This is a genomic window from Fibrella arboris, assembly GCF_041321095.1.
GTDB lineage: Bacteria > Bacteroidota > Bacteroidia > Cytophagales > Spirosomataceae > Fibrella > Fibrella arboris.
In genome coordinates this window covers 573,380-597,051 of sequence record NZ_JBGGWE010000002.1, presented here as the reverse complement: position 1 = coordinate 597,051, position 23,672 = coordinate 573,380, and the positions used below count along the sequence as shown (strand labels likewise).

General features: G+C 52.9%; 19 protein-coding genes. 10 read left to right on the top strand and 9 right to left on the bottom strand.

Features of this window, described 5'->3' with window-relative positions; genetic code table 11:
- Positions 1–89: 89 nt before the first annotated feature.
- From ACAW75_RS04970 to hisG, 3 genes are all read right to left on the bottom strand, one after another.
- Positions 90–425, bottom strand: coding sequence for a type II toxin-antitoxin system VapC family toxin (locus ACAW75_RS04970; RefSeq protein ID WP_370727573.1), 336 nt, complete (start codon positions 423–425; stop codon positions 90–92).
- 291 nt (positions 426–716) lie between these two features.
- Positions 717–1,994 (bottom strand): histidinol dehydrogenase, encoded by a 1,278-nt coding sequence (gene hisD, locus ACAW75_RS04965; RefSeq protein ID WP_370727572.1) that lies wholly within the window; start codon positions 1,992–1,994, stop codon positions 717–719.
- 39 nt (positions 1,995–2,033) lie between these two features.
- On the bottom strand, positions 2,034–2,894 hold the full coding sequence (gene hisG / locus ACAW75_RS04960) for an ATP phosphoribosyltransferase (protein WP_370727571.1): 861 nt from the start codon (positions 2,892–2,894) through the stop codon (positions 2,034–2,036).
- 219 nt (positions 2,895–3,113) lie between these two features.
- On the opposite strand from hisG, the gene ACAW75_RS04955 reads away from it, so the two are divergent.
- From ACAW75_RS04955 to ACAW75_RS04945, 3 genes are all read left to right on the top strand, one after another.
- Positions 3,114–7,400 carry a T9SS type A sorting domain-containing protein gene (locus ACAW75_RS04955; RefSeq protein ID WP_370727570.1) on the top strand — a complete coding sequence of 1,429 codons (4,287 nt, stop codon included), beginning with the start codon at positions 3,114–3,116 and terminating at the stop codon, positions 7,398–7,400.
- A gap of 13 nt (positions 7,401–7,413) precedes the next feature.
- Positions 7,414–8,814: a tetratricopeptide repeat protein gene (locus ACAW75_RS04950; RefSeq protein WP_370727569.1), complete on the top strand. Its 1,401-nt coding sequence runs from the start codon at positions 7,414–7,416 to the stop codon at positions 8,812–8,814.
- Positions 8,815–8,918: 104 nt separating this feature from the next.
- The gene (locus ACAW75_RS04945) at positions 8,919–10,343 is read left to right on the top strand and encodes a leucine-rich repeat domain-containing protein (RefSeq protein ID WP_370727568.1); all 1,425 of its coding nucleotides are present in this window, start codon (positions 8,919–8,921) and stop codon (positions 10,341–10,343) included.
- A 62-nt stretch (positions 10,344–10,405) separates the two neighbouring features.
- Here ACAW75_RS04945 and ACAW75_RS04940 read toward each other — a convergent pair whose 3' ends face one another.
- Together ACAW75_RS04940 and ACAW75_RS04935 are read right to left on the bottom strand one after the other, a co-directional pair.
- Entirely contained in the window at positions 10,406–11,260 is an 855-nt protein-coding gene (locus ACAW75_RS04940; protein WP_370727567.1) for an LOG family protein, read from the bottom strand.
- Positions 11,261–11,533: 273 nt separating this feature from the next.
- On the bottom strand, positions 11,534–12,946 hold the full coding sequence (locus ACAW75_RS04935; protein WP_370727566.1) for a hypothetical protein: 1,413 nt from the start codon (positions 12,944–12,946) through the stop codon (positions 11,534–11,536).
- Between the two features lie 63 nt (positions 12,947–13,009).
- Here ACAW75_RS04935 and rbfA point away from each other — a divergent pair, with 63 nt between their 5' ends.
- On the top strand, positions 13,010–13,384 hold the full coding sequence (gene rbfA, locus ACAW75_RS04930; RefSeq protein ID WP_370727565.1) for a 30S ribosome-binding factor RbfA: 375 nt from the start codon (positions 13,010–13,012) through the stop codon (positions 13,382–13,384).
- A gap of 87 nt (positions 13,385–13,471) precedes the next feature.
- Here the strand turns inward: rbfA and ACAW75_RS04925 are convergent, their stop codons facing one another.
- Entirely contained in the window at positions 13,472–13,897 is a 426-nt protein-coding gene (locus ACAW75_RS04925; protein WP_370727564.1) for an OsmC family protein, read from the bottom strand.
- Between the two features lie 164 nt (positions 13,898–14,061).
- On the opposite strand from ACAW75_RS04925, the gene ACAW75_RS04920 reads away from it, so the two are divergent.
- The 5 genes from ACAW75_RS04920 to metK all read left to right on the top strand — a co-directional run bounded on the left by ACAW75_RS04920 (position 14,062) and on the right by metK (position 20,229).
- Complete coding sequence (locus ACAW75_RS04920) at positions 14,062–15,519, top strand: sugar MFS transporter (protein ID WP_370727563.1); 1,458 nt, start codon at positions 14,062–14,064, stop codon at positions 15,517–15,519.
- A 219-nt stretch (positions 15,520–15,738) separates the two neighbouring features.
- Positions 15,739–16,536 carry a hypothetical protein gene (locus ACAW75_RS04915; RefSeq protein WP_370727562.1) on the top strand — a complete coding sequence of 266 codons (798 nt, stop codon included), beginning with the start codon at positions 15,739–15,741 and terminating at the stop codon, positions 16,534–16,536.
- 149 nt (positions 16,537–16,685) lie between these two features.
- On the top strand, positions 16,686–17,564 hold the full coding sequence (gene lipA, locus ACAW75_RS04910; protein ID WP_370727561.1) for a lipoyl synthase: 879 nt from the start codon (positions 16,686–16,688) through the stop codon (positions 17,562–17,564).
- Positions 17,565–17,634: 70 nt separating this feature from the next.
- Entirely contained in the window at positions 17,635–18,789 is a 1,155-nt protein-coding gene (locus ACAW75_RS04905) for a lycopene cyclase family protein (RefSeq protein ID WP_370727560.1), read from the top strand.
- Positions 18,790–18,951: 162 nt separating this feature from the next.
- The gene (gene metK / locus ACAW75_RS04900; protein WP_370727559.1) at positions 18,952–20,229 is read left to right on the top strand and encodes a methionine adenosyltransferase; all 1,278 of its coding nucleotides are present in this window, start codon (positions 18,952–18,954) and stop codon (positions 20,227–20,229) included.
- 111 nt (positions 20,230–20,340) lie between these two features.
- Here the strand turns inward: metK and ACAW75_RS04895 are convergent, their stop codons facing one another.
- The 3 genes from ACAW75_RS04895 to ACAW75_RS04885 all read right to left on the bottom strand — a co-directional run bounded on the left by ACAW75_RS04895 (position 20,341) and on the right by ACAW75_RS04885 (position 23,000).
- Positions 20,341–20,712, bottom strand: coding sequence for an HPF/RaiA family ribosome-associated protein (locus tag ACAW75_RS04895; protein WP_370727558.1), 372 nt, complete (start codon positions 20,710–20,712; stop codon positions 20,341–20,343).
- 290 nt (positions 20,713–21,002) lie between these two features.
- Entirely contained in the window at positions 21,003–21,188 is a 186-nt protein-coding gene (locus ACAW75_RS04890) for a CsbD family protein (protein ID WP_370727557.1), read from the bottom strand.
- Between the two features lie 114 nt (positions 21,189–21,302).
- Positions 21,303–23,000, bottom strand: a complete 1,698-nt coding sequence (locus ACAW75_RS04885) for an AMP-binding protein (protein ID WP_370727556.1) — start codon at positions 22,998–23,000, stop codon at positions 21,303–21,305.
- Between the two features lie 151 nt (positions 23,001–23,151).
- Between ACAW75_RS04885 and ACAW75_RS04880 the strand changes: the two genes are divergently transcribed.
- Positions 23,152–23,607 (top strand): hypothetical protein, encoded by a 456-nt coding sequence (locus ACAW75_RS04880; RefSeq protein WP_370727555.1) that lies wholly within the window; start codon positions 23,152–23,154, stop codon positions 23,605–23,607.
- The last annotated feature ends 65 nt before the right edge of the window (positions 23,608–23,672 follow it).

The window sequence follows — 23,672 nt, the reverse complement described above, 5'->3', positions numbered from 1 at the left end:
TGTCAGGGGCGCTGCCAGCAATGGCTTCAGCAGGTACGTTGCCCCAAAAATAACGAGGAAACCGCCCTCTATGACGCAATGCGGCCTGATTAAGTAGCGGATTCTGCCAGAATACCGGCTAATGAAATGACCGTCAGGCCATCAATTGTCGAGAAATCGTCGACATGATGCGTCACAACAGGCAGGCCATGACTACGTGCGGTCGCGGCAATAATACCATCAGCGGGCGACCGTTTGCACTGCTGATGCACGGTAACTGCCAACTGAATAATTTCGGTAGTTATGGGATAAGACGGAGTATTTGAAAAGAAATCGTCAAAATCTTCCTTATCCCGACCTGTTAATTTATGATAACCAAGCACCTCGACCTGAGAAATAGCTGAAACACTAAAGTTGATAGTAGGCCGATTAAGCCATTCAAGCACTCGATCCCAACTTCTAACCTCCCGTTGCCAATCGGCGGCGTCACCAGATGACGATGCACCGCCTCGGGCAGCCAGCCGTCTTAGTGCAGATATAGATCCTTACTTCCGTGCCTCTATGTCATTGACAGGCTGAGTTCTTTCAGCTTTAGAGACTACCTGCCCATGTACAGTTGGCAGAAACTCAATGAGCCGTGCCTCGTCTTCGGCCGTCTCAACTGCAATCGTAACGACTACCACACTTGCTTGCTAAACGTGAATACCTATTACCAAGGTAACAACTTTCAGCCAAAATCAATCCACCAGCGAAGCCAGCCGGATGCTGACGGCGCGTTTGTGGGCATCGAGCGATTCGGCTTCGGCCATAGCTTCTACCACGGGCCCGATGTTTCGGATGCCTTCGGGCGAAATGTGCTGTATGGTGATCTTCTTTACGAAACTATCCAGCGACACGCCACTGTAGGCCCGGGCAAACCCGTTGGTTGGCAGGGTATGGTTGGTACCCGACGCATAGTCACCAGCTGATTCGGGCGTGTAGTTGCCCAGGAAGATAGACCCAGCGTTGGTGATCTGCTCAGCCACCGTTTCGGCGTTTTCCACGCTTAAAATCAGGTGTTCGGCGGCGTACTGATTTAGTAACTCAAGGGCATCCGCGGGCGTTTCGACCAGAATGGCTTTGCTATTGTCAATGGCTTTGGCCGCCAGATCGCGGCGCGGAAGCCGGTCCATCTGTGTGCTCAGTACCAGATTGACTGACGAGAGGAGTTTCTTGCTTGTCGAGACCAGCAGCACCTGACTGTCGGCACCGTGTTCGGCCTGCGAGAGCAGATCGGCGGCAACGAAGGCGGGCACAGCCGAATCGTCGGCATACACGGCCACTTCACTGGGGCCAGCGGGCATGTCAATGGCGGTACCTTCTTTAGCCACCAGCATTTTGGCGGCGGTCACGTATTGATTGCCGGGCCCGAAAATTTTGTACACCTGTGGAATAGTCTCCGTACCATAGGCCAGTGCTGCAATGGCCTGCGCACCACCGATGCGGAATACCTTGGTGACGCCCACCAGTTTGGCTGCAAAGTAGATGGCCGGATGGTTGCTGGGCGAACAGAGAATTACTTCGCGACAGCCCGCCAGTTGCGCGGGAACACCCAGCATCAGTACGGTGCTGAACAGGGGGGCCGTGCCGCCGGGAATGTAGATGCCTACCTTATCGATACCGACGCTTTTGCGCCAGCAGGTAACGCCGGGCATGGTTTCAATTTTCTGGACCGGCTGTTTCTGCGCTTCGTGAAAGGTGCGGATGTTGTTGTAGGCCTGCCGGATCGCCTCCTTCAGCTCATCGCTCAACAGGCTCTCGGCGGCGTCCAGCTCCTGAGACAAAACGGCTAGTCCCGATACAGATAAATCGACTTGATCGAAGCGTTGAGCCAACTCGATCAACGCGGCATCACCCTGGGTACGTACCTGCGTCAGGATCGGTGCTACTACGGCTTCTATTTGTGCTGACGACTGTGTAGGCCGGGCCAACAACCGGGGCCATTCGGTACGTTCGGGAAATGGAATGATTTGCATGGTACAGTAGGAGTAGAGCCGCAAGATGTTGCGTTTCCACTAGTTGATCATTTTCTCAATCGGAACCACCAGAATGCCTTCGGCGCCAGCGGCACGAATGGCTTCGATGTTTTCCCAGAAGGCATTTTCGTTGATCACCGAATGCACTGAACTCCACCCCTCGGTAGCCAGGGGGGTCACCGTGGGGGCTTTCATGCCGGGCAGCAGCGCGGCAATGGCCGGAATGGCTGCGTTGGGAGCATTGAGCACAATGTATTTGTTATTTTTAGCCGCCTGCACAGCATTGATTCGGAACAGCAGCTGGTCGAGCAGGGTTTGTTTTTCGGCCGACAGACCGGGATAGGCAATCATGATTGCCTCCGAGCGGAAGATCGTCTCTACCTCTTTCAGACCATTGCTGAGCAGCGTACTCCCCGACGAAACGATGTCGCAAACGGCCTGCGCCAGTCCGATGCTCGGCGCAATTTCGACCGACCCGCTGATCTCGTGAATGTCGGCTTTGATGCCTTGCTCGGTCAGGTACGTTCCCAGCAGATTGGGGTAGGAGGTAGCGATACTTTTGCCAGCCAGGTCGCCCAGGCCATTGTAGGTATCGCCGCGTGGGATGGCAATCGAGAGGCGGCATTTCGAGAAGCCGAGCCGATGCACCGTGGTTACGTCGCGCCCTGTTTCAACGGAAACGTTTTCGCCCACGATGCCGAGATCAGCTACGCCATCTTCAACGTACCCAGGAATATCATCGTCGCGCAGGAAAAGGAATTCGGCAGGGAAGTTCGACGAAACGGATTTGAGTTTGCCTGTGCCGTAATCGAAACGGATGCCGCAGGCTTTAAACAATTGATATGAATCTTCGCTGAGTCTACCCGATTTCTGAAGGGCAATGCGAATGGGAGCGGTCATTGGGTACGTGTAGGTCGATTTTGAGGGGGCAAAGATACGGAGTAATGGGTGATTGGTTGTTTGGTTGATTGGGTAATTGGGTGACTCGGTGAAGGGCTGTGACCAATTACCTTTTTACCTGTATACCTATTAACCCATTTACTTCACTTTTCTTCTTGCGTCATGTGCCCAGTTTTTGCATCTTGTCGACTTCATATTGTACTGCCAAATCATTACACCATGCGAAATGTTTACTTACTCAGCGTTTTATTTCTGTTTGTTTCTTGCCTGGTCAACGCACAATCGATCACCCTTCAGGAGCAGTATGGCCTGAGTGGCGGTTGCGCGGGATCGGTGCTGAGCGTTTCCTTCACGACCTCAGGTACGTTTGCGGCCGACAATAGCTTCCGGGTACAACTGTCGAGCAACTTTGGAAGCACCTACGTCGATCTGCCAGGGTCGTTCACCAGCAGCCCGGCTTCTATCACGCTGCCTTACCCCGGCACGCCAGAAAGTAACTATGTCTATCGTGTGGTGGCCACTAAGCCTGTGGTTGTCAGCCCGGCCAGTTACTCGTTCAGGATTGCTACCACACCAACGGCCCGGCTATTGAGCAGCTCTACGGGCACTGTTTCGGTGAACCCCTATTCAACGGTCAATCTCTCGATTGTGCTGACGGGAGAGGGCAGCTACACTATGACCCTTCAAGACAGTACACGCTTTGTACAGCCAAGTAACTACTACGGTGCAGTCGATTATCCGGTTAATCCGGCTAAAACCACCACGTATAGCGTAGCGAGCGTGAAAAATGCCTGCGGAACGGGCACGGCGAGTGGCAGTGCTACGGTGCAGGTCAATTCGGTCGGTTTCCAGCTAGTGGCACGGGGGAACGAAAGACTGTGTCTGGGTGCTCAGTTACCCGTTTATTTTTCGACCAGCGCGCCGCTTCCACCCAATACAGTATTCGAGGCTGAACTCATCAGCACCAATGAAGGCAACCGGTCTATTGCCTTGCCTGTTACGGGCAACACCAGTCCCTTACAGGTTACCCTGCCGAAACAATACATCGGCACGTTTTCCAACGGCTACCGGCTCCGCATTTTTTCAAAAAATGCCGGCATTTCGGCGTATTACCGGGATGGCAGCACGTTCAACCTGGAATCAGCGCCCCGGTTGTCTCTTTCGGTTGATCCGGCCGCGATAGATTTTGGTGGGCAGGCCTCGCTGATACTCAGTTATACGGGAACTGGGTCGGGTAATGTAGTGCTCAGCGATGGCAGGCAAATGGGGTTCGATGGCTTTTATAGCCCCTTCGGAGCGAATGCCACGCCAGTGTCTCCGTCAACAACAACGTCGTACAGCATTGTTTCATATGCGGGTACCTGTTATGAAGGCGTCAGTTACGGAACACGCCAGGCGACAGTACAGGTACGTCCCGGCCTGCGGATCGATTCACTGTCGACCCGCGACATCTGTACTGGTCAATCCGTGACGATGTATTACACGGCTACACCGGGCTACACCCTCCCCAGTCGGCTCAGGGTACGGTACGGGTTTGGGTACGTTACCGATGCGTTGTCGGATAAGCCGGGCCAGCTGACCTTCACGCCTGTAACGTCACTGCCGTTTCAGAACCAGGCCATTCAACTGGTAAACGCCACGGTCGATACCGTGTTGACCCAGACGAACCTGCCACTAACGATCAAGACAAAGCCGATTTTTAGCTTCGCAAGAGACCAGCAGACCGTGAGTACGGCCGGCGATGTGTCGCTCGAAGCAACCTATTTTGGGGGAGGAGCCACGCAACTACTGCTCAATACAGGCGTACGAATCGGGCTCACGGGCGGCTATTCGCAGACGTCCAGCGGCCAAACGTTTCTACCGGTTTATGTAACAGGTACAACCACGTTCTCGGTAGTATCGATCAGTAACGAGTGCGGCGTTGGGCCGATCACCACCACCCGGCCCGCCATTACGGTGACGGTGCAAAGTCCGTCGGGTCAACCGTCGGGCCTGGTGATTCGCCCCGTAGACAGCACCCCCTATAACAACTTCTGCCCCGGAAGCCGCCAGCAACTGAACCTCTATACGACCGGTACGTTCAATGCCGATAACCAGTTTCAACTCGACGTATCGGGGCCGAACGGGAATTTCACCGGGGCGACCGTGCAGTCGTTTTCAACGGCCGAATCGATCTCATTTGTCTTGCCCACGTTGTCGGGTACGTATCGGGTTCGGGTGTCATCGACCAGCCCGGTGAGCCGGAGTAATGAGCAGACCTTCTTTGTCAGCTATTCGCCATCAGTCAGTGTATCGCTGTCAGAACGGCTTCCCGACGGTTCTGCCGGATCGCTGACCATTGCGGCTGGCCAGCGTATCACGGCCTCTTACAACTTTACTGGCGGACGAGCGCCATACGACTACGAACTGGCCAATGGGGTTAAAGGCCGGACCGACTATAGTTTCCAGACCGCCTACCAACCGACCACGACTGGCAACTTCGGCCTCGTTCGGGTAACGGATGCATGTGGCACTACGGCAACGGGCACGTCACTGGCTCCTAAGATAGAGGTGGTTCCCTCGCTGATCAGAACGGAGGCAGTTTATCCGTTACGGGCTTGTATACAGTCGCCTTTGTTGGTGCCCTATGTACAGTTTGGCAGTGTGCCTGCCAGCGCCTCGCTTATCGTTCAGTTTTCGGAGGACTTGCAGACCTGGCAAACCGCGCCTACTGCCGGCGCAACCAGCCCGTTATCGGTGACTGTACCAGCCTCGTTCGTGAATAAACAGGTGTTTTATCGGGTGGCTTACCTGTTTAACGGAACCCTGGTAGCGGGTACCCCTTACACGAGTAAGCTCCCGATTCAGACTACCCCGAGTGTGTTGCTCACTACCCCCAGTGGCGCAACGGCTATACAGGTTGTCAGGGGTACTTTTTCTACCGTTGAAGTCAGTCTAATCGGTATGTCGCTCGACGCTACGGTTATCCTGTTCAGTGGGTCTGCCGTGGTCACGGCCAGAGGGTCGACTAGTGGAAGCAGCTACTACCTGAGTCAGCCGGGGACGTACAGCGTAGTGAGTGCGGTCAATTCGTGTGGTTACGGGCAGGCGACCGGTACGGTGAGGGTCACCGAAAGGCCCTACCTGACCTTGCTGCGAACCAACCGGGCCAGTGCCTGCGTGGGGCAAACAGTGTCATTCACCTATGCCGCCGCTGGTGATTATTCCGAAGGGAACAAGCTCCAGATTTACCTGATCGATAATTATGCTACCTCATCGGCGAAATCGCTGCTGGCCGAAACCACGGCCCTGAGTGGGGTGTATACCTTTACGCTAAGCAATTCGCTGAAACCTAGTTCGTACAGCATCCAGCTAGAAGCCTCAGCGCCCGCAACCGTCCTGAATGGATTTACGTTCCCGGTAAATGCACCGGTGAGTGTCACGCTGTTGCAAAGCGGGACTGGGGTCGTTTACGAAAACGACACCCAATATCTGCGGCTCTCATCAACGTCGATCGGTCCGTACTCGCTCACGCTGACTTCGCCCGCCGGGCAGACGGTGCTCAATCCCAGCAACAGCATCTATGACTTTCCCGTGACAATCACCCGATCGGGTAGTTACTCCCTTGTCAGTGTAGCCAATCAATGTGGCGCGGGGCAGGCAACGGGCCTATATTCGGTATCGGTGATTCCGGCGGCGAGCGTAACCATTCGACCCACATTGTACGGCGGTCCATATTGCACGGGAAAAACGTATCAGGTTTATCTGAGCACTACTGGTGTATTCAGCACAACCAATACGTTTACGGCCTACCTGACCGATTCAACAGGAGCCACCATGCGAACCCTGCCAACGATAAGCAGCGCGTCGCAACTGACCGTAACCATACCGGCTGGCACACCCGATAGTGACCGCTACATCCTTCGGGTAGGCTCAAGTAGTCCGCAGCACCTGGGGGCTTCGGTGGCTCAGAACGTTGCTGTGCGTCAGACGCCAACAGGTACGCTGACCGGCAATTCGTCCATTTTCAAAGGCGATTCAACGCGCATCAGCGTAGCCTTTACCGGAACGCCGCCCTGGCGGTTTGTGGTGACTGATTTTTTCGGGCCACGTGCGTTTACCGCCTCAACTACACCTTATACGCTTACCGTGAAGCCTGATACGACCGCAGGTTTCCGGCTAACGGAGGTCAGCAACAGCCAGTGCGGGGTAGGTACCGCCACCGGCACGGCCCTGATCACGGTGACCAAACTGCTGGCCACCGAACCAGAGTTGCCCTTGCAGCTACGTACCTACCCCAACCCAACCGCAGGCTGGCTTCAACTCGACGGCGACGTACCTGGCTGGGGCGATGTGCTGGTTGGCATTTACAATGCCGCCGGTACGTTGGTTCATCAGTCGGCGGGGGCAGTACGGCAGGGAAAAATGAGCCATCGCATCGACCTGAGCAACGTACCGGCGGGTGTCTACATCCTGACCGCTGAGCAGGCGGGGCGGCGCAGTCAATTTAAACTAATCAAACACTAGTTCTTGAAAACCAATGTCGCTTAACTTACCGCAACTGTTCAGCCTGTTACTTATCTCAGCCGCCTGCTACGGCCAAACGCCCGACAAGCCAATTATCAATGAGCCATCCTTGACATTCCTGAGTAATCAGATCTGCGAATGCCTCCGTAAAAAACAGCTCGAAAAGCAGGCACCCGCCGAGGCGCTTAAGTCCTGTTTTGAAGACGAGTTCACCGAGCATGGTGCGCAGGTTCTGGCAGACAACAACCTGGAGGGGTATACCGAAGTAGGGCAGAAAATCGGCCTGTTGCTCTCAAAAGAATTGAGCAAAAATTGCGCGTCCTACAGGGCCGTGTTATCAGACTCGCCTCAACAGAAACTGATCCAGGAAGCAGAGGCCCTGCAACGGGTCGGCAAGCACGAAGAAGCAATGGCCCTGTTTACCAAACTGATGAACGCAAAGCTGATGCTGATCGACTGGACTATCTACAACCAGCGTGGTCTCAGCAAACTGGAAACAGGCGATTATTACGGGGCATTGGCCGATTTTGAGTACGCCCTTCAACGCGATTCCACCGGAGTGATCGCCTACAATAATCGGGGGCTGGCCAAGTATCGGCTGGGCGATAAACAAGGTGCTTTTGATGACTTCACGCGCGCCATAGCCCTTGATTCGGCCCTGGCCCTTGCGTACGAGAACAGGGGCGTAATACTCTACGACGATGACCAGTACGACCGGGCTAAAACGGATTTACTGAAAGCCGTGACGTTAAATCCGTCGTCGCAGATGAGCTACTATTACCTGGGTTTGTGTGGCAAGGCATCGGAAGATTATTCAGACACCACGGCAAACTACTTCACAAAAGCCATCGAACTGGCTTCAGATAAACATGAATACCAGAATGCCCGTGGGCTTTTTTACGATGACAAGAAAGATTACAAACGTGCCCGAGCCGATTACCAGGCCACGATAAAGCTGAAAGCCGACTACAACCCGGCGTATTATAATCTGGCTCAACTCGACTTGTCTGAAAACAAACTGACCGATGCCCTGCGCAACCTGAATACCGCGATTCGCCTGGATTCGACCTATGCCATTTACTACAACAAAAAAGCGCAGGTACTGCTTCAGCTAACTCGGTACAAAGAAGCACAGTCAGCCAGTGATCAGGCTATCAGCCTGAATCCTGAACGAGCCAATCTGTATGATACTCGTGGCTCAATTTTCGACGCTTTGGGAGACGCCAAAAATGCCATAACCGCCTACTCGAAATCGCTGGAACTGGCCGCGCAGGACGGGCAGATCTATTATCGACGGGGAATGGCTAAACTCAAGCTGAAAGACGCAGCAGGCGCCTGCGAGGATTTTCAGATGGGGAAGCTGTTTAAACATGAGGAGGCAACGAAGGCCGCTACGCAGCATTGCCACCGCTAGCCATGTATCGCCTGGACTAAAAAATGAGGGCGGTGTTTACCCACTGGTTTATGGAATAGAGGCGAGTGGTGCATCCACTCACGTAAACGTATCTGAATTCATGTATGAAAACACTGCCGTTTGTGCTCGCTCTGTCGTTGCTCCTGACTATCGCCGCCCAGGCGCAGGTGACGGTACTACTTCGCGCCGATACCGCGAAATACGGGATCAGTCCAGCCAAACTGGAGGCGCGGTACCCACCCGTCAATAAGTTGTACGACGGAATGACAGCCGAACAGCGTACAGCGTTGTTCAGGACGCGTAGCGATTTTGACCGTAGTCGGCGCGAGTCGATCGAAAAACAGGGGCCGGTACCCGGCTATGGCTTTTCTTATCAGCTAACCGAATATGTCCGGGCCAACGGAACAGTGGAGTGGGTGCTGCTACAACCATCAGGCATCGTTCCCGACAAACTGCTTCAGGAGTTGGTCACCCGGCTTGCTGTGTTCTATCAGGCAACCCCCTTGCCTGCTACTATTTCAACACCTTACCAGACAACGTACCGGACTAGCTACGGTCGGCCGCTCTACAGCGAAAAACGGCTCGTGCGCACCGGCGACAGCACCATCAGCACCCTCGAAGCCGCTCGCACAACGACCCGGCCCGATACAGTGAAGTATTTGCATGTCAACCAGTTGGCCCTCAGTAAGATACCTGATGTAGTGTACCGCTTCCCGAATCTGGAAGAACTGGATCTGTCTAAAAATCAGCTGACCCAATTACCCGCCCGACTCATCACCGATATTCCGAGCCTCAAACGGTTGAATGTACTCTTCAATCAGATTGGCAACGATAGCGTGTTTATTCCGAAGAATACGCACCTGCGGGCGCTCACCCTTCAGGGGAATAAACTGACGCGTATTCCGGCATCGGTACGAAATTGTAAGGCATTGGAGAGTTTGTGGATGGGCAACAACACCCTCACGGAGGTGTCGCTTAAACCCCTGCGCGGCCTGCGGAAGCTCAACGACCTGAACTTCTACAACGCCGGTCTGACTAGCCTGCCCAGACAGATTCGGAAACTGAAACACGTTGTGGTGCTGGACCTGTACTACAACCAGCTGACTGAACTTCCCCGGCAGATGGGGCGCATGAAACGACTCGAACAACTGGCCGTAGCGAATAACAACCTGGCTTCGCTGCCCCCTCAGCTGGCCCGGCTTCGAAACCTGAACACGCTTTTTGTTCACCACAACAAACTGAGCCAGTTGCCCGGTTCGTTCGTTAAACTCCGGTCACTGGGCATACTCGACATTGGCTACAACCAGTTCAGCAACGTGCCCGACGTGTTGGCGGGGCTGGGTACGTTAGAGTCGGTCGATATCAGCCATAACAACATTCAAACGCTGCCAACTTCACTGATTGGGCTAAGGAACCTGAAAAAATTCTATATCCGCAGCAACCCGCTCACGCAGAACGACGCCAAATCGGGGCCTTACGCGCAACTCATCGAAGCGCTGGAAACCAACAAGACAGAGGTGTTTTATTAATCAGTAGTAGCGAGTAATGGCTCTGCTCAGGTACGTTTCCGGGCAGAGCCATTGTTCGTTGTCTAGAAGTTTGGCTTCATCAGGTACTTATCGTAAAAGTCGTCGATCACCTTTACGGCTTCAGTGGGCGTGTCAACCACGCTGATCAGTTTCATGTCTTCCGGGTTGATATTGTGCTCCTGGTTCAGCATCGTCTCCACGATCCAGTCGATCAACCCTTTCCAGTACGTTTTGCCCACCAGAACAATCGGGAAACGGGCAATCTTCTTGGTTTGGATCAGCGTCAGGGCCTCGAACAATTCATCGAGCGTGCCCATGCCGCCGGGCATGACCACAAACCCCTGGGCGTATTTGACGAACATCACTTTGCGAACGAAGAAAAAGTCGAAATTGATGTTCTTGTCCTGGTCAATGTAAATGTTGCTATGCTGCTCGAAAGGGAGTTTAATGTTCAGCCCCACCGATTTGCCGCCCTGTTCAAATGCCCCTTTATTGCCTGCTTCCATAATGCCCGGACCACCGCCGGTAATCACGCCATAGCCGTGACGCACTAGTTTAGCCGCAATTTCTTCGGTCATTTTGTAGTACGGATTCTCGGGTTTAGTGCGGGCCGATCCGAAAATAGACACGCAGGGACCGATCTGGGCCAACTTGTCGAACCCTTCCACGAATTCGGCCAGTACCTTAAAAATTACCCACGAATCGGCTGTTTTGATTTCATTCCAGTTCCGATCCTGAAACGCTTCTTTAATACGCAGCTCTTCGGGTGTCAATAACGATTCATCTCGTTTCGGTAACTCTCTTTTTAACTCGGTTGTACTCTGTATATCAGACCGGTGTGTACTTTCTTTTGAGCCGGGGCCTGTATTTACTTCCTGCGGTGTGGTAGCCGTAGATGGGGAATTCGTTGTTTCCATGTGGTTTGTCGTAAACAGCCAATGCAGTAGATCCGCACGGCTGTAGAAAAAGTGTTCTAAAAGCGTAAACCTGCCCTACATGCAGACAAGCCAGGCCTGCATAAACAGGCCCGGAGAACAATAACGTATTTTAGGGGGGGCGCTGTTCAATCGATCCAATGAATTTTCTGTCAGTAGGTTGGAAAAAGCGCTAACCAACGACTACCAGACTCAGAAAAGCAGGTGGTGCTACCTCTTCTGTAGCCTTCTGATGCTGGCTGTATGATCGCTTTTTTACCGAACCCGCTTGTAGACGCCTGCGGTTTCTGTGGGCTTGTAGAGGGCAGCCAGCGCCGGAACACGTTGAAACAATTTAGGAATGACCTGCTGCCGATCGACCACATAGTCGGGTGGGTCCTGCCGGAAATTATCGTAAATGTCGATGACTGCTTCGTAACTGTCGAGGTTACGAAGGTCATATTTGGCGAGGTCCCAATTCAGGTAGGGCGTGGCGGGCTGGTTGTACCGGTAACCACTCAGGTCTTCGTCGATGATCAGCACCTTTCGGTTACGGATATAATCGGGTAAGGTCGAGGGTTTCACCTGTAAGTTACTGAGTCGCCCCACTTCAAGGCCGGGTACTACCCGCATGGCGCCCTGGTACAGGATCCCGGCAATGGCCATTGCTACGCCCAGAAACGTGAGTTCCCGGAGCCAGACTCGACGAACACTGGCAAAGTAGAGAACAGCAAAGAAAGCCATGGGAGGCACAAATAGCAGAAAGAGCATCGGAGCCAGAAACGGCATAAGCGGAATGGTCAAAACGGCCGTAATAGCCCACATGAGCATGATCTGCTGGCAGCGTTGCTGAAAATTAACGTAGCGGTTAACACTGTTAAATAGACTTAAGAAGCCAAGCACACCAACCGTTAAAGGAACGATCAACGAGAAAAACAGCGTCCTGAAATCACTCAGGTCATACTGACGTACCCGGAACACCGATGTGAGCAGGTTGCGGTTGAAGTCATCGAGTGAATTCATGAAATAATAATAAAAGACGACCAGCAGAATGGGGAAGGCAAAGCCGAAGATCGTGAGCGAATGCTGCCGGAAGGTAGCTCCGGTGAAGAAGAGGAGTGAGAGCGATGCCCAGATAATGAACAGGCCCGAGGGCAGGTAAAACAACGCCGCCACGCCGATGTAAATGCCTACTTCAAATACCTCATCGGTTGCGCCCTGTCTGCCCAATTGCCGAATCAGCGTACCGAAGGCTAACAGGAGAAACGTGAGCGACATCAGCACGGGCGAGAGCGTGACGCAATCGAAGCTAAGATTCAGGAAAAGGGTATAGAACAATCCCGGCCAGAACGAACGCTCAGGAAACACTTCGCGGGCGTTCATCATATAGTTGAAATAGATCAACTGAAAAATAGAGAGGGCCGTGGCCACCGTCCAGTAAGCAGTTTGCGAGCGCCCGACGGTCAGGTCGATGAGCCAGTAAACGCCCGCTGAAAAAGGGCTTACACTGTCCCAGATACCACTGTACAGGGTGTAACCTTGCCGCATCTGTTCGCCCACCAGCATCCAGTTTAATTCAGGAATCAGGAGGGGCAGGGGCGAAACCAGCAACGGTAGCCGGATCAGGAGTAGAACGACCAGCAGGCTGAAATACTGGTAGGGCGCGAATGAGCGGAAAAAACTGAGCAACTTACGAGAGCGAATATGGGTTAGTACACTAAGCCAACCGGCGAAATTACGGATATTTGCCCTATGGAATCGAAACGACAGCAAAAGGTAGCCCGGCAATTGCAGAAAGACCTCGGCGAGATTTTTCAACGTGAGCTGCCCCACGCGTTCAATGGTGCGTTTATCACCGTCACCAACGTGCGGGTGTCGCCCGACCTGGGTATCGCCCGGGTATACCTCAGTTTTTTGGCCGCCAAGAACAAGGCCCTCCTGATGGACACCATCGAGGAGAAGAATAAGACGATCCGGCAGCTACTGGGCGAGCGTGTGCGGCATCAGTTGCGGATTGTTCCGCATCTCCAGTTTTTCCTCGACGATACCGCCGAGTACGCCGAAAAAATGGATAAGCTCTTTGCCGGACTTGAGATTCCCCCGGCTCCGGCCGAAGACGAAGAGTAACAGAAGTAATGGCAAAGCGCCAGGTTCGGGAGTGAGTAAGCGGTTGCTGTCTGCTCTTCCCGAACCTGGCGCTTCGCCGTTACCGGTTTACGCCCAGGTAATCGAAACGGCCTGTTCGAGGTCGGGATGAAGGCTGATGGCCACGGGGCAGGTGTGGGCAATGCGCGCCAATTTTGCTTTTTGTGCTTCGTCGAGTACTACGCCATCCGCCGTTGTAGCCCGCACCACCATCTCTATCTCAATTTTAACGATCCGCCGTGGTGCATCAGTCGACATCACTTTTGTTACACTGGCCTGGCTACCTGCCAGTTCAATGCCGTCGCGGCGGGCAAAGATGGCCATCGTAGTCAGGATACACGTACCTAGTGCATTGGCAACCAGATCGGTAGGCGAGAAGGCCTCGCCGCGCCCCTGGTTATCGGTAGGCGCGTCGGTATGAATGCGGGTGCCCGACTGCTGGTGAATGTCTTCGGTGCGGAGATCGCCGAGATACGAAATCTCAATGGTAGCCATAGTGCTGGGGTTAACGTGAACGAATTGCCAAAAATAGGCAAAGACCCTTATCCTGTCGGTCAGCGGGCTACGAGTGTACGAAATTGTGGTTAGTTTTGTTGACAGGCGCTCTTCTTACGGGGTGTCAGTTCCTACTTCTCTCTGTCTCTTAACAAACCTTGCGCATGGTAAACGATCCCGTTACCGCTTCGGGCCAACCCCTCACGCAGCAAACCGACAATCGCTCGGCGCTGTATACGCTGATTACCGTCTGGTTCTTCTGGAGCTTCGTGGCGGCCTCAAACGGCATCCTGATTCCACTCTTTAAAGACAAGTTCCAGTTAACGCAAACGCAGGCACAGCTCGTCGATTTTGCTTTCTACGCTGCCTATTTCGTAGGGTCTATTCTGTACCTGCTGGTATCGGCGTCTATCAAGACCGATATTCTGAACCGAATCGGCTACAAGAACGGTATCATCTATGGCCTGCTGATTTCGGCCCTGGGTACGTTGCTGTTCTACCCGGCTGCCGAAACGAAGTCGTATGCGCTGTTGCTGTCGGGCCTGTTCATTGTGGGGCTGGGCTTCTCCCTGCAACAAACGGCCACGCAACCCTTCATGATTGCGCTGGGGCCACCCGAAACAGGTGCACAGCGCATCAACCTGGGTGGGGCGGTTAACAACTTGGGCGGCACAATCGGACCGGTCATTATTTCGTATGCCATTTTCGGGTCTATTTCGGCCGATGCCGCCGCCAACGCAACCATCGAGTCGGTGAAAGTGCCTTACCTGATTTTGGGTGCCCTGTTCCTGGCTTTAGCCGGCTTCTTTAAACTATCGAAGTTGCCACATATCACCAATGATGAGGAAGTTGAAGTAGGTACTGGTGTGCTGAAATACCCCCAGCTGGTTCTGGGCATGACGGCCATTTTCGTTTATGTTGGCGTTGAGGTGACCATTGGCAGTAACCTGGGCGAATACCTGAAACAGACTGAACAATTGGATGCCTCGCAGGTGTCGAAATATGTGTCGTTATTCTGGGGAAGTATGATGATTGGTCGCTGGACAGCCTCTATTGGCAATTTCAATCCATCGCCAGCCATGAAACGGGTGCTGACCTTCGTGGTGCCGTTTGTTGCCTTTGCCATTGTTCTGGGCGTCAATGCGCTCTACAGCGGCGATGTCAGCGACCTGTATCCCTACATGATCTGTGTGTTGGTGATGATTGCCACGTACCTGGCCAGCCGGGAAAAGCCGGTAACCGTATTGCTGTATTTCACCGCGGTTGGGGCTGTTCTGAGCATCATTGGTGTAGTGGCGACCGGCAAGATTGCCCTGTTCTCACTGATTAGCGGCGGCCTGTTCTGCTCAATTCTCTGGCCAAGCATTTTCTCGCTCGGCACCGCCGGCTTGGGTAAGTACACCAACCAGGGAGCGGCCTTTCTCATCATGATGATCCTGGGTGGGGCCATTATTCCGCTGGTGCAGGGTAAGATTGCCGATATGGTTGGTATTCAGTTGTCGTACCTCACGGCGGTTGTCTGTTTTGCGTACCTGTTCTTCTTCGGGCTGCGCGTGCAGGCGGTGCTACGGAAGCAGGGCATCGACTTCGATCAGGCGGTTGTGAGCAAAGGCGGACATTAATTATTGGTGCAATACCAGGCACCAAAAAATCGGGGTCAGGATGGGGAAACAGCGTATGACGCTGTTTCCCCATCCTGACCCCGATTTTTTGGTGTGAACCTGCTGATTAGCTAACCGATACCAATAAATTAGGCCGTTGAAACAAAAGTGGTGAAACAACCGGCTAAACCTATCGTTTTTACCTAAAAGTAGTATCTTTCGTGTTCTGACATGACGCTGATGAAATCTCTATATACACCGGTTCTTTGTGCATTGCTCGGTTTGGCCATCCTGGCAGCGCCTGCCCAGGCACAATCGCCCGACGGGTCAGATGAAGACAACTTCCACACGGTAACCACGTTTGGTATAACCACCAATACGAATGCTGGCCTATTGGGCGGCTTTGTCTTCCGCCAGTCGAAACGGCTCGATGGCGAATTGTTTGGGAAAACACAATACCGCTACATCAGTGTTGAGCTAGTCAATGTGAAACATCCACGCGAATATGCTGCCGGCAGCAATAATTTTGGTGGCTCCTTTCTGCTCGGCAAAGAGAACTACCTCTTCGTGCTACGGCCGCAGTACGGCCGGGAGATCTCCCTGTTTCGGCGCAACACCGATGAAGGTATTTCGGTAAACGCCATTTTCGCGGCTGGCCCCTCACTGGGCATTATCAAACCCTATTATGTGGAGGTGTCGTCGGGGAATACAACCCGTCAGATTCCGTATTCGCAGGCGGTGGCCGCCCCCACATCGGGCGGGCGGTCTGAGTTTATCGTCGGATCGGGTGGCTTCTTTCAGGGGCTGGGCGAATCGAAATTAACAGTGGGCCTGCATGCCAAAGCCGCCCTGAGTTTCGAGTTGAGCGCCTTCCGCAACAATACAACCGGCCTCGAAATAGGATTCTTATCCGAAATATATCCGAGTAAAATCGTGATCGTGCCCAACACCAATACGGCCCTCGGCGATCGTACGCTCGGCAACCGTAGTTTCTTCACATCCGGGTACGTTACCTTGTTCTTCGGAACGAAGAAATAACAAAACCGTAAAGGGCTTAGGCCGTGGGGCTTAGGTTGTGGAGCAAGGGCGACAAAAAAACCTAAGCTCCACGGCCTAAGCCCTTTGCTATTTTGCCGAACTTTACGCCGCTGAATCGCATTTTTTAGAAAATAAGCGGCTTTACCATCATGATCGAATTACCTGTTATCGCCTCTACCGAACAGCGGAAGAAAAGGCCGGACTGGCTACGTGTTAAACTGCCAATCGGCCCTGCCTACGCGAACGTTCGGAAACTGGTCGATACGCATAAACTGCACACGATCTGCGAAAGTGGCAATTGCCCCAATATGGGCGAGTGCTGGGGAGCCGGCACCGCCACTTTCATGATCCTGGGCAACATCTGTACCCGTAGCTGCTCCTTTTGCGCTGTGGCTACCGGTCGGCCAACCGAATATGATGCTGACGAGCCCCGCCGGGTGGCTGAGGCTATCACCTTAATGAAGGTGAAACACGCCGTCATAACCTCAGTGAACCGCGACGAACTGAAAGATCGGGGTGCCGAAATCTGGTACCAGACCGTTCGGGCAGTGAAAGAAGCGTCGCCAACGACGACCATCGAAACGCTTATTCCCGATACAAAGGGCAATTGGGATGCCCTGATCCGTATGATCGAAGGCGGGCAGGAAGTGGTATCACATAATATGGAAACGGTGGAGCGCCTCTATCGTCGGGTACGTCCGCAGGCGCGTTACGAACGTAGTCTGGAACAGATTCGTCGCACCAAAGACTATGGGCAACGCACCAAGACCGGTATCATGCTGGGCCTGGGCGAAACCAAAGAGGAAGTGCTGAAAGCGATGGACGACCTGGTGGAGCATGGCTGTGATGTGCTGACGCTTGGCCAGTATCTGCAACCCACCAAGATGCACCACGAAGTAATGGAGTGGATTCATCCCGACACATTTGCCATGTACAAAGAGCAGGGTGAACTGCGTGGGATCAAGTACGTTGAATCAGGACCGCTTGTCCGGTCGAGCTACCATGCTGAACGGCATGTAAACGTATAACCAACGCACCTATTTATTCGTTATACGTGTAAAGCCTTGTCGGGTCGGCAGGGCTTTTTTATGGTCGACGATGAAAAAATACGATTACGTCATTGCGGGTGGAGGAATGGCAGGCTTAAGTCTGGCTTATTACCTGACGCTGTCTAACCTGCGTAATCGGTCGGTGCTGATTATCGACAAAGACGGTAAGAATACGAATGATCGTACCTGGTGCTTCTGGGAGCGGGGCGACGGGCCATTCGAGCCGATCCTCTTTCGGAAATGGAATACCGTCGATTTCTACGGTACTACCCTCTCAGGCGCACTAAATATTGGCGACTATCAGTACAAGATGCTCCGTGGTATTGATTTTTATGATCACATCAAGGCGCACCTGGCCCAGTTCCCAAATATAGAGTTCAGACTGGGCACTATTAACCGATTGAAAGACACAACCGGTGGCGGGTTCCTGATCGTTGACGATGAGCCAATAATGGCCGATCTTATCTTCGACAGCACGTTTCCGCTGAGCCTCAGGAATCCAGCGAACCACAACCTGCTGCAACACTTTAAAGGCTGGGTCATCACCACCGAAAAAGCCTGTTTTGATGTGAACAGACCCCGGATGATGGATTTCCGGGTGGCGCAGGAGGGCGACTGCCGCTTTTTATATGTATTGCCCTTCAATGAGCATACGGCCCTGGTCGAGTACACGATCTTTAATGACCACCTGCTGGCTCCAGAGGCCTACGAACACTCATTACGTACCTATATCGATCAGTTCCTCGACACCGGTACGTATCAGATCAGTGAGACCGAGTTTGGGGTCATTCCTATGTCTGATGTTACCGTTACCGAATACCCAACGGATCACATCGTGCGCATAGGTACGTCGGGTGGTTACACCAAACCCTCAACGGGCTATACGTTTCAGCGTACCCAGCAGTATCTGCGCGAACTGGTGAATATGCTGGCCGCCACCGGGAGGCCCGAGCGGCGGAAGTCCTGGTTCACCAAACCGTTCAAAGGGCTACTAGACAGTGTGTTACTGAATGTATTGCAGTATAAGCGCCACCCCGCCGACGATATTTTCACGCGCTTGTATGAGCGTAATCCGCCGGCGCGTATTTTTCGGTTCCTCGACGAAGACACTAGTTTGTGGGAAGACCTTCGTATCATGAGCACCGTGCCGCTTGGCCCCTTCACCGTTGGTGCCTTCGATGTGTTGCGCAAACGAATTTTCTAATACGGAACTCCAGGTCTGGGGCAGCAGCTCCTTTAAGTTGAGTAGCCAGCGTGTAGAGCCGAGAAACTCGGTAAGCCGTACAATCAGCCTCCTCGGAGTTTCATTGAATTTGGGCAGAAAGCCTTAGTTTTGCGACTTAAACCAAGTCATAACGGAGTCGCAATGCCTTATCTTTTTACGTCCGAGTCAGTTTCTGAAGGACACCCCGACAAAGTCGCCGATCAGATCTCCGACGCCCTCATCGATAACTTCTTAGCGTTTGATCCTAGCAGTAAAGTGGCCTGTGAAACACTGGTGACCACGGGTCAGGTCGTTTTAGCCGGAGAGATTAAGACAGAAACGTACCTGGATGTGCAGAAGATCACTCGGGAGGTGATTCGTAAGATTGGCTATACGAAGAGTGAATATATGTTTGAAGCCAACTCCTGCGGTATTTTCTCGGCCCTTCACGACCAGTCGGCTGATATTAACCAGGGGGTTGACCGTAAGGTAGATAACGACGATTTCGAAACGAAAGCCAACGCGCAGGGGGCTGGTGACCAGGGGATGATGTTCGGTTACGCCACCAACGAAACCGATAATTTCATGCCATTGCCACTCGATCTGGCGCATGCCATCCTGCGTGAGATGTCGCTGATACGCAACACGGAACCTGAGCTGATCGGTTACCTGCGCCCCGATGCCAAGTCGCAGGTGACCATCGAGTATTCAGATGATCACAGGCCAATTCGTATCGACACCATCGTTGTATCGACGCAACACGATGATTTCGATACAGATGACCTTATGCTGGCAAAAATTCGCGAGGACATCATCAACCTGGTGATTCCCCGTGTGAAGGCCAGGTTAAAACCCGAACTACAGGGCCTGTTCAACAGCGACATCACCTACTACATTAACCCGACCGGGAAATTCGTGATCGGTGGTCCACACGGTGACACGGGGCTGACTGGCCGGAAAATCATCGTTGATACCTACGGGGGCAAAGGAGCACACGGTGGCGGCGCTTTCTCTGGAAAAGACCCGTCGAAAGTTGACCGTTCTGCTGCCTATGCTACGCGCCATATTGCCAAAAACATGGTAGCGGCTGGTCTTTGCGACCAGGTGCTGGTGCAAGTGTCGTATGCTATTGGTGTAGCCAAGCCCTGTGGTCTGTATGTGAACACATACGGTACAGCTAAAACAGATTTGCACGACGGCGTCATCGCTGAAAAGATTGCTCAACTATTCGACATGCGTCCATACGCGATTGAGCAGCGCCTGAAGCTCCGTAACCCGATCTATTCAGAAACAGCGGCCTATGGCCATATGGGACGTAAGAACGAGACGGTGAAGAAGACATTCACGGGTAACGGTAGCCCATTGGAACTGGAAGTAGAATTGTTTACCTGGGAAAAGCTTGATTTTGTAGACCAGGTAAAAGAAACGTTTGGGCTGTAACTGGCCGTCTCGACAGTCGTTAAAACAGCCGGGCCCTGAGCTGGGAAAGTCAATGCTTATCGCGACTTTTCCGGCTCAGGGCCCGGCTGTTTTAACGACTGTCGAGACCTATTAATATTCGTCTTGTTCGACGGCTTCTTCTTCCTGTTGGGCTTTTGCTTTAGTAATTTCCGGGCTGGAGAAGTCAGTTCGTTTTTGCTTGCAGCGAACCAGCTTGTCCTTCATCACATCCATCAAGTGTTCAATGGCTGCTTCGAAGGATTTGTTGCGTTCAACAACGAACAGTTCCTTTCCGGGAATATTGAGCCGCACCTCGACAATCTTGTCTTTCACTTTGGCGGTCTCGGCTCCATCTAATTTAAGAAACACCTCTGCACTCACGATTCGATCGTGGAAGGTGTCGAGCTTGTTAAGTTTCTTCTGAATGAAATCCAGAAGTGTCTGGTCGGCCGTGAAGTGCACGGCGTGAGTTTGTACTCGCATACTGTCCAAGCGGTTATCAAGTGAAACATATACCAATGGACTACCTAAGTTTGTGATTTAGGCTATATGAGTCAAGGTATACGAAGAAATATCCAAACGTGTTTCACGCGCCCAGGCGTCAAACATATCGGTCACGCCTCCCTGATGCCAATACCTATCTGTTCGTGGAACGTCTGAAAAATGAAGATTCTTCCAATTGTCTAATACAGACAGCTGCCGTCAGGCAGGCATTAAGTGAAAAGCCCGGCGGATAAGGCTATCTACCGGGCTTCCATGTTCAGTGGTGCTGCTTATACGTCGGCAACGGCTTTACGAATCTCGTCTTTCGTTTTGCCTGTTTTCTCCTGAACCCGCCCCCACATTTCGTCTTCTTTCCCTTCCTCGTAGGTGAGATCGTCGTCGGTCAGGTCAGCATATGCCTGTTTGATTTTACCTTTCATCTGGTCCCATAGACCGCTGGCTGTTGTCTCGTTCATGGCGTTGAGCATTAAGTGCGGATACTCCGCTTTGACTAAGTCAGACCCACCCTGGGTCATGCCAGTATAACGAAGCCAGGAAAAAGTTGTTTAAAAAAGTAAGGTACCCGGCGCTTACTCCCAGATGATCACCTCATCGTTTTCGTACCAGGGCTGCAGGTTTGCCTGATACCTGGCTTCGACCATATTGCGCTTAATTTTCATGGTAGGCGTCATCAGGTTATTGTCTACCGTCCACGGGTCGCGTACAATGACCAGCTTCCGCACGCGTTCATACGTATGGAGCCTTGGATTCAAGGCCAGCAAGGTATCTTCCAGGCTTCGTTCCACCACAATCCGGTCAACCTGTCGGCCTATCTCAGACAGAACAATTAAGGCCAGTGGTTGGGGGAGTTGCTGGCCCGCCACACAGATCTGCTCAATGTAGGTATTGTCAGCAAAGCCAAACTCGATCTGAGACGGGGCTATATATTCCCCTTTGGCTGTTTTGTACATTTCTTTCACTCGTCCGGTAAGGCTCAGGTACCCCTCATCGTCTAACGTACCTACATCACCCGTTGCCAGCCAGCCATCCTGCAAGACGCTGGCGGTCAGGGCTGGTTCTTTGTAATAACCGCGCATCAGCCAACCCGAACGGGTCAGAATTTCGCCCGTATCCGGGTCGATCTTAACGCGCATGCCGGGGTAAAGCTGCCCAACGGTTCCATTCCGCATCTGGTAGCGCGGCATCAATGAAACGGCGCCGAGATTTTCGGTCATTCCGTAAGCTTCCTGGATATGGATGCCTAACCGCCTGAACCAGTCGATCAACGTCTGAGGCATGGGCGCCGCGCCCGTCATGATCAGTTTGGCTTCATTCAGCCCTAACCCCTTTCTGATCTTACGCTTCACCAGGTGCGACACAACGGGGATCCGCAACAGGACATCGAGTTTCTGTTGAGGTAGCCTGGCCAGAATACCTAGTTGAAACTTCGTCCAGATGCGGGGTACGGCAAGAAAATGAGTGGGTTTGGCCGCCGCGAGGTTTTTGGCAAAAGTGTCCAGCGATTCGGCGAAGTATATGGTGCCGCCGGTTGCCAACCCCACTGCCTCCACAACGTTCCGCTCGGCGATGTGGCAGAGCGGGAGGTACGAAAAAAAACGGGCGTTTGGCGTGTGGTGTAACAGGTGATGCTGGGTATCGGCCATCCCCTGTGCCACCGCCCTGTAGTCGATCATCACCCCTTTGGGGTTCCCCGTTGTCCCGGAGGTGTAGATGATGGTAAACAGATCGTCGGGCTGCGGGCGGAAGAGGTCTTGTGCTGGTTCATACTGTGCCATCACCGACTCCCAGGCTACCAGGTCCGGGTCGGCCAGCCCGCCGGCGCCATAGGTAGGAAAGCCAATCAGTGTAACGCTGTCGGGTACGCCTGCCTTCATGTCGGCCCACCGATTTGGATCAGTGTCGAGTTTACCAACGAACATTACCGGACAGTCGCTATGAACCAGCACCTGATGTAACTGGGCTGCATTGAGCGTTGGGTAGAATGGCACCGAAACATGGCCGCTCAACAAAATGGCCAGATCGGCGATGATCCAGTGTGCGCAGTTTTTTGATACCAAACCGATAGGGCTGCCCTGCGGTAGTCCTAGTGAGTTCAGGTACGTTGCCATACGCCGTACCTGCTGACCAACTTCTGCCCAGGTATAATCAATAAACGAGTCGCCAACGGGTTGCCGCAGGTACGTTGCCATTGGCTTCTCTCGTTCCCATTTCAGAAATAACTCAGTAGCGGTCAAAGACAGTGTCGATGAATCGGTAAGCGTTGCCATGATTGTAGAAGGCCTTAATGTTTTCAGTACAATTTAATGCTGAAAAAACCATATAAAATTTATCGGAACAAAAAATGATCGGGAGGGTTAGTTGTTGATCGAAACGGGTTACTAAATAGTCCGCTTCAACGGGCTTCTTCGACACAACGTCATGGCAACAACAGCACATAAAAAGGAATCGGACGAAACGAAATCGTCGCGAAAAAAGACTACCAAAGCCGATAACTATACTGACCCCGAACTGCGCGAACGCCTAAAGGAATCGATCAAGGCGGGCGAGAAAGGAGGCAAAGCGGGTCAGTGGAGCGCCCGGAAAGCACAGCTACTCACCCACGAGTACGAAAAAGAAGGAGGTGGTTATAAGGACGATCACCAAACGGATTCCCAAAAGCATCTGAAAGAATGGACTGACCAGGACTGGCAAACAGCAGACGGGAAGCCGGCCAAACGCGAAGGAGGCACCACGCGCTATTTACCAAAAGAAGCCTGGGATAAGCTCTCGGACAGTGAAAAAAAAGCCACGAATGCAAAAAAAATAGCGGGTTCTAAGCGAGGGGAACAGAATGTGGCGAATACCGAAAAGGCAAAGAAGGCAAAGGAAGAGTAGGGCACCGCGCCGAGATGGAAGGCGAAATTCCTTATATTGTCAGTCTTTCCTGTTGACGGCGAATG

Coding starts and splice junctions, on each gene's coding strand:
- hisD (WP_370727572.1), bottom strand. CDS start 1,994: ATGCAAATCATTCCATTTCCCGAACGTACCGAATGGCCCCGGTTGTTG.
- hisG (WP_370727571.1), bottom strand. CDS start 2,894: ATGACCGCTCCCATTCGCATTGCCCTTCAGAAATCGGGTAGACTCAGC.
- ACAW75_RS04955 (WP_370727570.1), top strand. CDS start 3,114: ATGCGAAATGTTTACTTACTCAGCGTTTTATTTCTGTTTGTTTCTTGC.
- ACAW75_RS04950 (WP_370727569.1), top strand. CDS start 7,414: ATGTCGCTTAACTTACCGCAACTGTTCAGCCTGTTACTTATCTCAGCC.
- ACAW75_RS04945 (WP_370727568.1), top strand. CDS start 8,919: ATGAAAACACTGCCGTTTGTGCTCGCTCTGTCGTTGCTCCTGACTATC.
- ACAW75_RS04940 (WP_370727567.1), bottom strand. CDS start 11,260: ATGGAAACAACGAATTCCCCATCTACGGCTACCACACCGCAGGAAGTA.
- rbfA (WP_370727565.1), top strand. CDS start 13,010: ATGGAATCGAAACGACAGCAAAAGGTAGCCCGGCAATTGCAGAAAGAC.
- ACAW75_RS04925 (WP_370727564.1), bottom strand. CDS start 13,897: ATGGCTACCATTGAGATTTCGTATCTCGGCGATCTCCGCACCGAAGAC.
- ACAW75_RS04920 (WP_370727563.1), top strand. CDS start 14,062: ATGGTAAACGATCCCGTTACCGCTTCGGGCCAACCCCTCACGCAGCAA.
- ACAW75_RS04915 (WP_370727562.1), top strand. CDS start 15,739: ATGAAATCTCTATATACACCGGTTCTTTGTGCATTGCTCGGTTTGGCC.
- lipA (WP_370727561.1), top strand. CDS start 16,686: ATGATCGAATTACCTGTTATCGCCTCTACCGAACAGCGGAAGAAAAGG.
- ACAW75_RS04905 (WP_370727560.1), top strand. CDS start 17,635: ATGAAAAAATACGATTACGTCATTGCGGGTGGAGGAATGGCAGGCTTA.
- metK (WP_370727559.1), top strand. CDS start 18,952: ATGCCTTATCTTTTTACGTCCGAGTCAGTTTCTGAAGGACACCCCGAC.
- ACAW75_RS04895 (WP_370727558.1), bottom strand. CDS start 20,712: ATGCGAGTACAAACTCACGCCGTGCACTTCACGGCCGACCAGACACTT.
- ACAW75_RS04890 (WP_370727557.1), bottom strand. CDS start 21,188: ATGAACGAGACAACAGCCAGCGGTCTATGGGACCAGATGAAAGGTAAA.
- ACAW75_RS04885 (WP_370727556.1), bottom strand. CDS start 23,000: ATGGCAACGCTTACCGATTCATCGACACTGTCTTTGACCGCTACTGAG.
- ACAW75_RS04880 (WP_370727555.1), top strand. CDS start 23,152: ATGGCAACAACAGCACATAAAAAGGAATCGGACGAAACGAAATCGTCG.